This is a genomic window from Nonomuraea sp. NPDC049421, from assembly GCF_040677005.1.
GTDB classification, from domain to species: Bacteria; Actinomycetota; Actinomycetes; order Streptosporangiales; family Streptosporangiaceae; genus Nonomuraea; species Nonomuraea salmonea.
On sequence record NZ_JBFAQA010000001.1, the window covers coordinates 75450 to 88959 of the forward strand.

General features: G+C 72.9%; 9 protein-coding genes. 4 read left to right on the top strand and 5 right to left on the bottom strand.

Features of this window, described 5'->3' with window-relative positions:
* Positions 1 to 38 precede the first annotated feature (38 nt).
* Genes AB0K18_RS00290 through AB0K18_RS00300 form a run of 3 tightly spaced genes read right to left on the bottom strand, consistent with a single transcriptional unit; the run spans position 39 to position 5438 of the window.
* Positions 39 to 1487 carry an SLC13 family permease gene (locus AB0K18_RS00290; protein WP_364907674.1) on the bottom strand — a complete coding sequence of 483 codons (1449 nt, stop codon included), beginning with the start codon at positions 1485 to 1487 and terminating at the stop codon, positions 39 to 41.
* Between the two features lie 25 nt (positions 1488 to 1512).
* A complete protein-coding gene (locus AB0K18_RS00295) occupies positions 1513 to 4284 on the bottom strand; it encodes an FAD-linked oxidase C-terminal domain-containing protein (RefSeq protein ID WP_364907676.1) in 2772 nt (923 codons plus the stop codon).
* A complete protein-coding gene (locus tag AB0K18_RS00300; protein WP_364907679.1) occupies positions 4281 to 5438 on the bottom strand; it encodes an aminotransferase class V-fold PLP-dependent enzyme in 1158 nt (385 codons plus the stop codon). The genes AB0K18_RS00295 and AB0K18_RS00300 overlap by 4 nt, the downstream gene beginning before the upstream one ends.
* A gap of 88 nt (positions 5439 to 5526) precedes the next feature.
* Here AB0K18_RS00300 and AB0K18_RS00305 point away from each other — a divergent pair, with 88 nt between their 5' ends.
* Positions 5527 to 6243: an IclR family transcriptional regulator gene (locus tag AB0K18_RS00305; RefSeq protein WP_345400105.1), complete on the top strand. Its 717-nt coding sequence runs from the start codon at positions 5527 to 5529 to the stop codon at positions 6241 to 6243.
* Here AB0K18_RS00305 and AB0K18_RS00310 read toward each other — a convergent pair.
* A complete protein-coding gene (locus tag AB0K18_RS00310; protein ID WP_364907682.1) occupies positions 6229 to 6786 on the bottom strand; it encodes a hypothetical protein in 558 nt (185 codons plus the stop codon). The two genes, AB0K18_RS00305 and AB0K18_RS00310, sit on opposite strands and share 15 nt — an antisense overlap.
* A gap of 177 nt (positions 6787 to 6963) precedes the next feature.
* Here AB0K18_RS00310 and AB0K18_RS00315 point away from each other — a divergent pair, with 177 nt between their 5' ends.
* Complete coding sequence (locus tag AB0K18_RS00315) at positions 6964 to 8292, top strand: MFS transporter (protein ID WP_364907684.1); 1329 nt, start codon at positions 6964 to 6966, stop codon at positions 8290 to 8292.
* On the opposite strand, the gene AB0K18_RS00320 is transcribed toward AB0K18_RS00315, so the two are convergent.
* Positions 8289 to 9206, bottom strand: coding sequence for an alpha/beta hydrolase (locus tag AB0K18_RS00320; protein ID WP_364907686.1), 918 nt, complete (start codon positions 9204 to 9206; stop codon positions 8289 to 8291). The two genes, AB0K18_RS00315 and AB0K18_RS00320, sit on opposite strands and share 4 nt — an antisense overlap.
* Before the next feature lie 497 nt (positions 9207 to 9703).
* Here AB0K18_RS00320 and AB0K18_RS00325 point away from each other — a divergent pair, with 497 nt between their 5' ends.
* Entirely contained in the window at positions 9704 to 11785 is a 2082-nt protein-coding gene (locus AB0K18_RS00325) for a BTAD domain-containing putative transcriptional regulator (protein WP_364907689.1), read from the top strand.
* A gap of 127 nt (positions 11786 to 11912) precedes the next feature.
* Positions 11913 to 13385, top strand: a complete 1473-nt coding sequence (locus tag AB0K18_RS00330) for a hypothetical protein (protein ID WP_364907692.1) — start codon at positions 11913 to 11915, stop codon at positions 13383 to 13385.
* Positions 13386 to 13510 lie beyond the last annotated feature (125 nt).

A 13510-nucleotide genomic window follows, 5' to 3' on the forward strand; every position in this document is an offset into this window, starting at 1 on the left:
AGGGGGCACGCGGCGGCGGCACCGGAAGATCGCGTGGGTCAGCCGAGCCAGCCGGGCGCCACCAGCACCGCCCACGCCGCGAGCGGCCCGGCCAGCACGATCGCGCCCCCGTACGCCAGCAGCCTGCGGTAGAAGTCGTCCCTCGGCATGCCCCGCACGTTGGCGACCAGCAGCGCGCCGGTCGTGGAGAACGGGCTGACGTCCACGATCGCCGACGACACCGACAGCGCGGCGATCATCGCGATGGGGCCGAGCGTGCCCTGCGACAGCAGCGGCACGGCCAGCGGCACCAGCGCGCCCAGGATGCCGACCGTCGAGGCGAACGCCGACACCACGCCGCCGACGTAGCAGATGAGCAGCGCCACCAGCAGCGGGACGCCGATCGCGGCCACCGTGGCCCCCACGTAGTCGACGGTGCCGATCTCCTGCAGCACGCCGACGTACGTGACGACGCCGCAGATCAGCAGCACGGTCGGCCAGGCCACCCGCTCCACCGCGCCCTTGTTGGACTTGGGCGAGGTGAGGGAGAGGACGACGGCCACGGTGACGGCGGTCAGGCCGACGTCCAGCTTGAAGGCGAGGACGGCCACGCAGAGCGCGACGATGCCGGTCAGCGTGAGCGCCTGGTGCGCGGTCAGCCGCAGCCCGCCCCCGGTGGCCGCGGGGGTGGCCACGTCAGTCGTCGTGGAGGCCGCTGTGGAGGCCGCTGTAGAGGCCGCCTTGGAGGTGGTCGCGATCGTGGTCGCGGTGCCGCCCCCGCCGTCGCCCGTCCCGCCGTCGCCCGTCCCGCCGTCGCCCGTCCCGCCGTCGCCCGTCCCTCCGGTGGCCCGCGCCGGCGGGCTCTCGTCGCCGGCGGGCGCCTCCGGCACGTACGTCCCGCGCCGGATCAGCTCCCGCCCGCCGAAGAGGAAGAACACGATCACGGCGGCGGCCGCGTTGAAGGCGAAGCTGGCGAGGAACAGCACCAGGTAGTCCATGGGCAACCCGGCATCCCGGGCGACCCCGTTCACGATCCCGCCGAGCACGCTGATCGGCGAGAACGCGCCCGCCTGCGTCCCGTGCGCCACCATCAGCCCGATCAGCAGCGCGTGGATGCGGTACTCCGCGGCGAAGCCGAACGCGATCGGCGCGAGGATGGCCGCCACGGCGGGCGCCGGCGCGCCGACCGCCGTCAGCAGCGCCGAGATGACGAAGACGACGGGCGGGATGGCGGCCAGCCGCCCCCGTACGAGGTGCACGGCGGCCCGCACCAGCCAGTCCACGGTCCCGTTGTTGGTGGCGATGGCGAACAGCAGCGTCACCCCGACGAGGATCACGAACAGGCTGCCGGGGAACGCGCCGAGGATGTCGTCGGTGCTCATGCCCGCGGCCAGTGTCCCGACCAGGAAGGCGCCGACGAGTGCCAGCGCCCCGAGGTTCACGGGGAAGATCGTGGCCACGACGAACATGAGGATGAGGGCGAGAATGGACAGGAGCTCTGCGGACACTGCTAACTCCGATCTCCCCCGAGCGTCAGGTCGGACCGGCCGCCTCGTGGACGAGCTCGACCGGGTGGCGCGCCGTGCGTCCCGCGCCGTGAGCGATCTGCTGGCGGCACGAGACCCCCGTGGCCGCGAGCAGGGTGTCGGGCGACGATGCGGCGATCGCCGGGAAGAGCCGGAGAGCGCCGATCTTCATGGACAGGTCGTAGTGCTCGGCCTCGAAGCCGAACGATCCGGCCATTCCGCAGCAGCCGGCGTCGATCTCGGTCACCTCCGCTCCTGGGATCCTGGACAGCAGCGCGCGGGTGGCGGCCGTGCCGGTGACGGCCTTCTCGTGGCAGTGGCCGTGCAGCAGGATCTCGCGCCCGCGCAGCGCGTCGCCGAGCACCAGCCGGCCGTCGTCGATGGCCTCCGTGAGCAGTTCGGGGACGAGCCGGGCGCGCGCCGCGACGTCCGCCACCCGGGGGTCGCCGGGGAGCAGGGCGGCGTACTCGTCCTTGAGCGTGAGCAGGCAGGATGGCTCGAGCCCGACGATCGGCGCGTCCGAGCCGGCCAGGCGGCCCACCATGTCGGCGGCCATCGTGCGGGCCCGGTCGAGCAGCCCCTTGGAGATGCTGGACCGGCCGCAGCACCCGGACGCTTCCAGCCGTACCCGGTGACCGGCCCGCTCCAGCAGCTCGACGGCGGCGCGGCCGATGCCGGGCTCGGTGAAGCTGGTGAACGAGTCGGCCAGCAGGATCACGTCCCTGCCGGCAGCGGGCTTGCGGCGGGCGAACCAGCGCGGCAGCGTGTCGCGGCGGAACCGGGGGAGCGGGCGGCGCCGGCTCAGGCCGAGCGGGCCGCGTACGGCGCCGGCCAGCCAGTTCGACAGCGGCGCTGTCGCGGAGCCGAGCCGGTTGAGCGTCCTGATCGCGCCGAACGCGCGGGCGCGCAACGGCACGCCGTGCTCGCGCTGGTACTGGTGCAGGAACTCGCTCTTCAGCGCCGCCATGTCCACGCCGAGCGGGCACTCCGACTGGCACGCCTTGCACTCCAGGCACAGGTCGAGGATGCCGTGCAGCCGCTCGTCGCCGAGCGCCCGCCGGGGGTCGGGCGACGACAGCGCCTTGACCAGCGCGTTGGCGCGGCCCCTGGTGGAGTGCTCCTCCTCCCGGGTCGCCATGTACGACGGGCACATGACCCCGGTGTCGTCCTTGCGGCACACGCCGACGTTCATGCACCGGTCGGCCGCGGCGTGCATGCCGCCATCGAACGCCAGCGTGGTGGCCAGCGGGCGCGGCTCCGGCAGGTTCGGGTCGCGCAGGTGCTCGGTCATCGGCGGCGCGTCCACGATCTTGCCGGGGTTCAGCCGCCCTTCTGGGTCGAAGATCCGCTTGACCTGCCGCATCGCCTCGTAGACGCGGTCGCCGAACAGGTGCCGGTTGAACTCGGAGCGGGCCAGGCCGTCGCCGTGCTCGCTGGAGTTGACGCCGCCGTAGCGGGCGGCGAGGTCGGCGACCTCCTCGGCGACCGCCCGCATCGTGGCGATCTCGCCGGGCACCCGCAGGTCGACGAACGGGCGGATGTGCAGGCAGCCGACCGAGCAGTGGCCGTAGAAGCCGGCCTTCAGCCCGTGCCGGTCGAGGAGGCGGGCGAACTCCTCGACGTACGGCAGCAGCCGCTCCGGCGGCACGGCGGTGTCCTCGACGAACGCCAGCGGCCTGCGGCTGCCCACGCTGGACGCCATGAGCAGGCCGAGCCCCGCCTTGCGGACCTTCAGCACGGCCTCCTGCCCGGCCTTGGTGACCGCCTTGAGCGTGTGGTAGCCGTGCCCGCCGGCCTGCCACGTCATGGCCAGCTCGTCCACCCGCCCGGCCACCTCGGCCGGGCTGTCGCCGAAGAACTCGACGAACAGCAGCGCCTCGGGGTCGCCCTCCAGGATGCCGGCCAGCGCCGCGTAGTCGACCCGCCGCCTGGACAGGTCGAGGATGGCCTTGTCCAGCAGCTCGACCGAGGCGGCACCGGACGACAGCGCGTCGGCGGTGGCCGCGACGGCCGCCGCGGTCGAGGCGAAGTGACCCACCGCGATGGCCTTGGCGCGCGGCAGCGGCACCAGCCCGACCGTGGCCTCGGTGACCACCGCCAGCGTGCCCTCCGAGCCGACGATCAGCTTCGCCAGGTCGAGCCCGCCGCCCGCCGTGGCCGCGTCCAGCCGGTAGCCGCCGGCGTGCCGCCAGAAGCGCGGGAAACCCGACAGATCGACGCCGTCCAGCACCTCGCCGACCGCCGTCCGCAGCCGGGCGTCGGTGGCGAGGTCGGGCGTGGTGGCGTCGGCGAGCACCACCTTCAGCGCCTGGACGTGGTCGATGGTGGAGCCGTACAGGACGGAGTGGCTGCCGGCCGAGTTGTTGCCGATCATGCCGCCGATCGTGGCCCTGTTGCTGGTGGAGGTGTCGGGGCCGAACATCAGGCCGTGCCTGCGCGCGGCCCTGTTGAGCTGGTCCTGCACCACGCCGGGCTGCACCCGGGCGGTGTCGCCGTCGATCTCCAGGATCCGGTTCATGTGCCGGGAGAAGTCCACGATCACCGCGGCGCCGACCGTCTGCCCGGCCAGGCTGGTGCCGGCGCCGCGCGGCAGCACCGGCACGCCCAGCTCGCCGCAGGCCGCCACCAGCGCCTGCACGTCGTCGGCGTGCCGGGGGAAGGCGACGGCCAGCGGCTCGATGGCGTACATGCTGGCGTCGGAGGAGTAGAGGTGCCGGGTGTACGGGTCGTCCCTGACGTCGCCGGCCAGCAGCGGGGCCAGCGTGCGTGCCAGGCTCACTCCCTGCCCTCCATGTCCTCTATGCCCTCCAGGTAGGTCAGCGCCGCCCGCGCCCCGCCCTCCTTGATCGGCACCCCGGCCGCCGCCAGGCCCATCTCGACGCCGCTCAGCGTGCCGGCGAGCATCAGGTCGTTGAAGTGGCCGAGATGGCCGATGCGGAACACGCGGCCCGCCAGCCGGCCTAGCCCGGTGCCGAGCGACATGTCGTACCGGTCGAGGATCAGTTCCCTGACCACGTCGGCGTTCTGGCCGCGCGGCATCACCACGGCGGTGAGCGAGCTGGAGTACGCGCGCTCGTCCGCGCACAGCACCTCCAGTCCCCACCCGCGCACGGCCCGCCTGGTCGCCTCCGCGTGCCGATCGTGGCGGGCGAACACCGCGTCCAGGCCCTCCTCCTCCAGCATGATCAGCGCTTCGCGCAGGCCGTACAGGAGGTTGGTGGGCGGCGTGTACGGGAAGAAGCCGCGCAGGTTGGCGGCGATGACCGGCTCCCAGTCCCAGTAGGAGCGCGGCAGCCGCCCCCGGTGCGCCAGCGCCTTCTCGCTGACCGCGTTGAACCCGAGGCCGGGCGGCAGCATCAGCCCCTTCTGGGAGCAGCCGACGGTGACGTCCACGCCCCAGTCGTCGTGGCGGTACTCCATCGAGCCGAGCGACGAGATCGTGTCCACCAGCAGCAGCGCGGGGTGCCCCGCCCGGTCGATGGCGTCGCGGATCTCCGGGACGGGGCTGCGCACGCCGGTCGAGGTCTCGTTGTGCACCACCATGACCGCGGCCACGTCGGGGGTGAGCCGGTCGGCCAGCGCGGCGGGGTCGGCGGCGTGCCGCCAGTCGCCGGGCACCACGTCCACGACGAGGCCCAGCTTCGTGGCCATCTCGCACCACAGCGAGGAGAAGTGCCCGGTCTCGAACGCCACCACCTTGTCACCCGGCGACAGCGTGTTGACCAGCGCCGCCTCCCACGCGCCCGTACCGGAGGAGGGGTAGCAGACCACCGGGCCCGACGTCCTGAACAGGCTCCGTAGCCGCTCCAGCACCTCGCCCGCGAGGTGGGCGAACGCGCGCCCCCGGTGGTCGATCGTGGGCTGCGCGATCGCGCGCAGCACCCGGTCGGGGACGTTGGTCGGCCCTGGGATCTGCAGGAAGTGCCGGCCCACTGATGGATCACCTCCGTGCCGCGAGACGGCACGGTGTGCCGTTTGACGGTTCATTAACATTAAGATCGGCCCGCAGAGGAGTCAATGCATGCAGAACGTGGTCAACGCCCTCCGAGCCCTCGAAGCGGTCGCCGCGCGCCAGCCCATCGGCGTCGGCGAGCTCTCCCGCGCGCTGGGGCTGCCCAAGAGCACCGTGCAGCGGTCGTTGCGGACACTGCACGACGCCGGGTGGATCAGGCGGGCGGGAGGCGAGGTCACGCGCTGGCAGGTGACGAGCAAGGTCTTACAGATCGCGCGTACGACCGAGCTGGGCCTGCGGGACGCGGCCATGCCCGTCATGGAGGAGCTGCGCCAGCGCACCGGCGAGACCATCCACCTGATGGTGCCCGAGGGCGACGCCGTCGTCCTGATCGAACGCCTGGAGACCGACAAGCCGCTGCGCATCGTGCTGCCGCTCGGCATCAGGCTCCCCCTCCACGCCTCCGCGAACGGCAAGGCCGTGCTCGCCCACCTCGACCGGCCGCTCGGCGAGCTGCCCGGCTACACCGCCACCACCATCACCGACCCGGCCGCGCTGCGGGCCGAGCTGGAGCAGGTCCGCGCCCGCGGCTACGCCGACAACCGGGGTGAGTGGCGCTCCGACATCGCCGCCGTCGCCGCGGCCGTGCTCGGCCCCGCCGGGCCCGTCGCCAGCCTCAGCATCTCCACGCCGGCCAGCCGCATGCCGGACGACCTGCGCGCCGAATACGGCGAGCTGGTCACGCGGGCGGCCGCCGCGCTCTCCGAACACTCAGCCCGTCGGTGACGGGCTGCCGCTGATCGTGTCAGGGCTCGTCGGAGCCGTGGGCGGCGCGGTGGCGGGCGGCGAGGCCGACGGCGGCGCCGTCGGGGTGGTCGGCAGGTTCGCGTACTGGCCGGTCCGCGCCATGACCGGCACCATCACCCGCACCTTCGAACGGTCCTGGAACGTGAACGTCATCGGCACCGACGTGCCGCGCGTGCCCGAGACCGTGCCGATCGGCTGGTTGCCGGTGCCGATCGCGTGGTCGGGCGGGATCTCGACGGGTCCGGCCAGCCGCACCTGGCCGCCGCCCTCGATCGTGACGTTCTCCAGCCGGTTCGCGCGGCTCGAGCTGTTGACCAGCACCACGAAGAGCGCCTGCTCGGGCGCCGGCGACGCCGGGTCGGCGCTGCCCAGCAGGAAGGCGTTGCGCAACTGCAGGCTCTGACCCACGTTGGCGTTGGCCCCGTCGTTCTGCGGGGCCTGGTTCGCCCAGTCCTTCTCCGTCTTCGTGCAGCCCGTGACCACCAGGCCCACGACCACGGCGGCGATGATCGAACGACGCATCGCGCCGCCCTCCTTCCGGCATGTCCCCCTCGTGGCCCTCCCGCTACCCCCAGTGACCAACCCCGAACCCGCCCGTCTCAGGTGAAAGCCGGGACCCCCGGCGAATTCGGCTGATGACCATCGATCATCGTTCATGTACCGTCGCGGGTGACGCCAGACCTCCCCCAGGAGCGGCAGATGGTTGAGCAGCGAGAACTCGACGCATCAGGTCAGCAGAGAAGACGGCAACTGGTCCGCGCGGTGGTCGCCTCCGCCGTCGGCACCTCGATCGAGTGGTACGACTTCTTCCTCTACGGCTTCGCCGCCAGCACACTGTTCGCGGAGCTCTTCTTCCCCACCAGCGACCCCACCACAGGACTCCTGCTCGCCCTCGGCACCTACTTCGGCGGGTTCGCCGCCCGGCCCATCGGCGCCGCCGTCTTCGGCCACTACGGCGACCGCATCGGCCGCAAGGCCGCCCTCATCACCACCCTCGTCACCATGGGCGTGGCCACCGCCCTCGTCGGGCTCGTGCCCACGTACGAGCAGATCGGCATCTGGGGCGGCATCCTGCTCACGCTGCTGCGCCTGCTTCAGGGCATCAGCGTCGGCGGCGAATGGGGCGGATCCGTGCTCCTCGCCACCGAATGGGGCAAGTCGCGTGGCGGCAAGCGCGGGTTCCTGGGCAGCTGGCCGCAGTTCGGTGTGCCGGTCGGGCTCGTGCTCGGCTACCTGGCGCTGCAGATCTTCGAGCCGCTCCACCCGTACTGGGGGTGGCGCATCCCGTTCCTGCTCAGCCTCGTGATGGCCGCCGTCGGCCTCTACATCAGGCTCGGCATCCTCGAGACGCCCGTCTTCGCCAAGGTCATGAAGGAGAACAAGGTCGAGCGGGTGCCCGTCAAGGAGGTGCTGGTCAAGAACTGGCGGGAGATCGTGCTCAGCGCGCTGCTGCGCACCGGGCAGCAGGCGCCGTTCTACATCTTCACCGTCTTCATCCTCACCTACGCCACCACGGCGCTGGGGTTCGAGGCGAGCGACGTCTACACGTACGTGATCGTCGCCGGCCTCGTCTCCCTGGTCACCGTGCCGTTCTGGGGGTACATCTCTGACCTGGTCGGGCGGCGGCGCCTCTACATCGTCGGCGCCGCGCTCATGGTCGTCTGGTCGTTCATCTACTGGCCGCTGCTCGACACCCGCGTGCCCGCCCTGGTCTTCCTCGCCATCGTGCTGGCCGCGCCCATCCACGACATCCAGTACGGGCCGCAGGCCACGTTCATCGCGGAGAGTTTCACCGGGCGGCTGCGCTACAGCGGCGCTTCCCTCGGCTACCAGCTCGCCTCTCTGACGGCCGGCGGGCCCGCGCCGCTGATCGCGGTGTGGCTGTACGCGACGTACAAGAGCTCGTTCGCCATCGCCGTCTACATGGCGATCTGCGCCGCGATCAGCGTGGTGGCGGCGTGGGCGTTGAAGGACCGCTCCCGACAGGACTACGCCGTCGAGTACGACGACCCGAAGGCGACGTCCTAGCCTTCCGTGGGGCTTTCCGCGCGGCTTTTCGCGGGGCGCCTGGCGAGGAGGTCGCGGATCGCCTCGACCACCTCCGCCGGCGCCTCCTCGGCCATGAAGTGGCCGCTTGAGACCGTACGGTGGTCCAGATCGTCCGCCCACGCCCGCCACCGCCCCGCCGCGTCGAACCCCAGCGCCGAGCCCCAGTCCTGCTGCAGGACCGTGACCGGCATCCGCAACCGGCGGCCCGCCCGCCGGTCGGCCTCGTCGTGCTCGACGTCGATCGTGGCGGTGGCGCGGTAGTCGGCCACGATCGACGGCACGGCCGCCCGCGACGCCTCCAGATAGGCGTCCCGGACGTCCTGCGGGATCGCGTCCGGGCTGGAGGCCCACAGGTCGAGGAAGTACCCGAAGAACGCGTCCGCCGTCGCCTCGATCATCGCCTCGGGCAGTCCCTTCGGCTGCGCCATCAGGAACAGGTGGAACCCCACGGCGGCGGAGCGCCCCTGCATGACCTCCCACGAGTCCAGCGTCGGCAGGACGTCGAGGGCCGCCAGATGCGTGATCCGGTCCGGGTGATCGAGCCCCGCCCTGACCGCGACCAGCGCCCCCCTGTCGTGCCCCACGAGCGCGAACCGCTCGAACCCGAGCGCCTCCGCCAGCGCGACGACATCGTTGCCCATGGTCCGCTTGGAGTAGGTCTCACCATCCACGTCCTCCGGCTTGTCACTGGCGCCGTAGCCGCGCAGGTCGGGGCAGATGACGGTGTGATCGGCCGCCAGGTCGGCGGCGACATGCCGCCACATGAGATGGGTCTGCGGGAACCCGTGCAGCAACACGACGGGATCCCCACTCCCACCGACGGCCACATTGAGCGCCACCCCATCGGCGACGGGGACGCGCCGCTCAGCGAATCCAGGAATCTCGAGAGCCATAAGGGCTCACCTCCTTGAAAGTCAGGTGTCATGAGGCTCCGGGCTTCGGGCTCCGGGCTCCGGGCTCCGGGCTTCGGGGTCCGGGGTTCGGGGTCCGGGGTTCGGGGTCCGGGGTTCGGGGTCCGGGGTTCGGGGTCCGGGGTTCGGGGTCCCGGCTCCGAGCTCCGGGGCTCCGAGCTCCGGGGTTCGGGGTTCGGGGCCCGGAGTCCGGGCCCCCGGAGCCGCCAACGCTTTTGCGGTCCGGGGTTCCGGAACGGCCCCACCATGCCGCCCGCCGATCAGCAGCCACTCAGCGCTCACTCAGCAGTCCGATCAGCAGTCCGATCAGCGGCCGGATCAGCGGTCTCCCTCAAGGGCCCCCACCCCGTCGTGCCCCGTCGCGCTTCATCGCGCCCCGTCGTACGTGGGGCGGGGTAGGCGGTTTTGCCTGGTCAGATGCCGGTCGAGGGGGAAGCGGTCCCGGTCGGGTTCTAAGGGCGCATAGGTTGGGTGGCGCCATGGTGAGTTTCGGTGTGCTCGGCCCATTGACGGCCGCCGGCGAGCGCGGCCCGATCCCGCTCAAGGGGCCGCGTCACCGGGCGGTCCTGGCCCGGCTGCTGGTCGCCAGGGGACGGATCGTACCGGTGTCGTGGCTGGTCGGCGACCTGTGGGAGGAGCCGGGGCAGGGCGCGGTGGGGGCCGTGCAGACGTTCGTCGGGGCACTCAGGAAGGCACTCGAACCGGATCGCCCGCCCCGCACGCCGTCCCGCCTCCTGGTCACCTCACCTCCGGGTTACGCCCTGCGCGCCGAGCCGGACGCGGTGGACGCCTGGCGCTTCGAGTCCGCGCTCACCGACGCCGCAAGCCGCCCGGCCGACGAGGCGTACCGGCTGCTCGACGCGGCCCTGAAGTTGTGGCGCGGGCCCGCGTACGCGGAGTTCGCCGACCAGGACTGGGCGCGGGGCGAGGCCGCCCGCCTGGACGAGCTCCGCCTGCTCGCCGTGGAACGCCGCGCCGAGGCCGGCCTGGCCGCCGGGCAGGCCGCCGAATGTGTCGCCGACCTGGAAGCCCACGTCGCCGCCCACCCCCTCCGCGAGGACGGCTGGCACCTGCTGGCCCGCAGCCTGTACGCGACAGGCCGCCAGGGCGACGCCCTGGGAACGCTGCGCCGCGCGAGAAACACTTTGCTGACGGACCTGGGCGTGGACCCGGGGGAGCCCCTCCGCACCCTCGAATCCGACATCCTCTCCCAAGCCCCCCACCTCACCCCGCCCCCGGCGAAGAGACCCACCGGCCCTCCTGAACGAGCGGAGCACACGTCCCGAAAGACACCGACGACGGAGACACCGGCGCCAGAGGCCGAAGTGACGGCTCTGCCACCGGCGCACCTCGCGGCGGGGAAGACGGCGGCACCGGAAGCTCAAGCGACGGGCCTGGCCGCGGCGCACTTCGCGGTGGCGCAGCACCCCTTCGTGGGCCGGCACGCGGAACTGGCCGAGCTGGAACGCGCGGCCGCATCCGTCACCGCATCCGGCCGCTCGCGACTCGTCCTGATCTCGGGTGCGGCAGGCGCGGGCAAGACCGCCCTGGTGGACACCTTGGCCCGCCGCCTCCAAGTAACCGGCTGGCACACGGCCCGGCCCACCAGCGAGACCCTCCAGACGGTGGTGGTCGCTGCGCATGAGGCGCCGGTGTTGCTGGTGTTCGACGATCTGCACGAGGCGGACGAGGAGACGCTGGCCGTGTTCGCCAGGCTGGCGACCGGACTCGGGCGCGCACCCGTTCTGATCGTCGGCACGTACCGCTCCACCGATCTCACCGTCCCCCTCACCGAGGCCCTGGGCAGGGCGGCGCGGGCCGAGCCGGTGCGACTGTACCTGGGCGGGCTGACCGAGTCCGAGGTACGCGAGCTGGTGAGCGCCCTGGCCACCCGCGACCCGGCCGACGCCCACGTCAGGACGATCCACGGGCGCAGCGCCGGAAACCCGTTCTTCGTCCGCGAGCTGACTCGCCTGTGGGAGAGCGACGGCGACGCCGCCCTGCACACCGTGCCCGCCGGGGTACGGGACGTCATCCGGCACCGGCTGGCCGGGCTGCCCGGTGCGGCGCGTACGCACCTGCGCCAGGCCGCCGTCATCGGCCAGGAGGTCGATCTGGACGTGCTGACGGAGCTGGCCGGGAACGAGGACGCCGTCCTGGACGCGGTCGAGTCGGCCCTGCTCGCGGGTTTCCTCGTCGAGCGCGACGCCGACCGGCTCAGGTTCGCGCACGCGCTCGTCCAGGAGACCCTGTACGACGACGTCGCCCGTGCCCGCCGCGCCCGCTGGCACGCCGCCGTGGCCGGCATCGTGGAGCGGACGCGTCCCGGCGACGTGGAGACCATCGCCCACCACTGCGTGCGCTCCGAGGGCCGGGCCGGCGACCTCCGTACCGCCCGCTACGCCCGCGCGGCGGCCGAACGCGCCGAACGCCGCTCCGCCCCCCACGAGGCCGCCCGCCTCTGGCACGCCACCCTCACCGCCCTCGACCGCGCCATCACGAAGACACCCACCCCTTCCCACCCCTTCCCACGCCACCCCAGCCGTCCCCGGCCGGCCTGATGCGGGCCACACGCCCTCGGCTCCAGCCGTCACCGACCGGGATGCTGCCGACCGCACGCGCCCGGATCGTGCGGCCCTCGACGTGGCCGGCGGTTCGGGGCTCGCTCGTCCGTCCGGGTGCGAGGAGGTGGCATCCTCTGGTGGCCCGGTCTCGGACGGCGGGACGGTGGTCGCGCCTCACCCTGATGGGGCGGAGGGGACGCTGCTTGAGGAGCGGCTGGCTGCCGTGATGGGGCTCGGGCGGGCGCTGGCGGTGACCGGGCGGTTGCAGGAGTCGCGCCGGTTGCGGGCCGAGGCGGTGGACGCGGCGGAAGCGCTCGGCGACCCGCTGCTGACGGCCACCGTCATCGGCTCGTTCGACGTGCCGGCCAACTGGACCACCAACGACGACCCGGCCCTGTCGGAACGCCTGGTCGCCGCCGCCGAACGCACCCTCGCCGCCCTCCCCGACGACACCACGCCCGCGTCCCTGGGGCGGTATGCGGCCGAGCGCGCCCGCCTGCTCATCACCATCGCCATGGAACGCCGCGCCGACCCCGCCCGCCGCGCCGACCAGGCAGCCCGGGAGGCGGAGAGCATCGCGCGGCGGCTCGGTGACCGCACACTGCTGGCCTACGCCCTCAACGGCCGCGCTCTCCAGACCTTCCACCGAGCCGGCCTGGCACCGGAACGAGCCGCGATCGGCGAGGAACTCCTGACCCTCGCCGCCGCAGCCCCAGCAAACGCCACAGCCCCAGCAAACGCCACGGCCCCGGCCACGCGCGGGGGCGCCGGTGTGGCGGAGTGCGCGGGTGCCGGGGTGGGGGAGGGCATGGTGACGTTTGCGGTGCTGGGGCATCTCATTTTGCTCCAGGCCAGGGCGGGGATGGCGGATCTTGCCGCCGCCGACCGGCACGCCGCTGCCGCTGATCGGCTGGCGGAACAGTACGACCTGCCGCTCGTCGGCGTTTTCACCACCTGGTACGCCGCGCTTCGCCTGGCCATCACGTCCGGCGACAGGGACGCGGCCCGCGCTGCCTACCGGGCGGCCGCCGGCCGTCTCGATGGCACGAGCATGCCCGGCGTCGAGCAAGGTCTGCTGCCTCTGGCCCTGTTGACGCTGGACGTCATCGATGCCGGGTCAGTCAAGCCCGGTCAAGCCCCGCCCATCCCCGCTCGACCGGGTCCCGCCCAGGGCGGTCTGGAGTGGGGGCCGTACGAGGAGTGGGTGCGGCCGTTGGTGCTGCTGGCGGAGGGTCGTTCCGAGCAGGCTCGCGAGGCCGTGCGGGCGGTGCCCGAGTCGCCGCGCGACCTGCTGTACGAGCTCAGGACCTGCCTGCACGCCACGGCGGCGCTCGCGACCGGCGTGACCGACCACCTCCAAGACCTGTACGACCGCCTGCTCCCAGCCCGGGATGAACTGGCCGGAGCAGGCAGCGGGCTGGTCACCCTGGGGCCGGTGGCGCTCTACCTCGGTCACCTGGCCGCCGCGCTGGACCGGCCGGATCTGGCCGAGGAGCACGTCCGCCAAGCTGCCGCCGTCGCGGCCCGCGCAAAATCCCCGCACTGGGCCGCCACTGCGAAGAGCGCCTCCATCGGGAAGGACGCTCCCACCGCTTAGGACGCCCCATCGCGTAGAACGCCACCACCGCGAAGGACGTCGCCGCCAAGAACACGGAGGGCGGGTTTTCCCGGAGCCTGAAAGGCCGGCGTCAGGGAGGGAGCGGCTGGGCGGTGAGGGGCGCT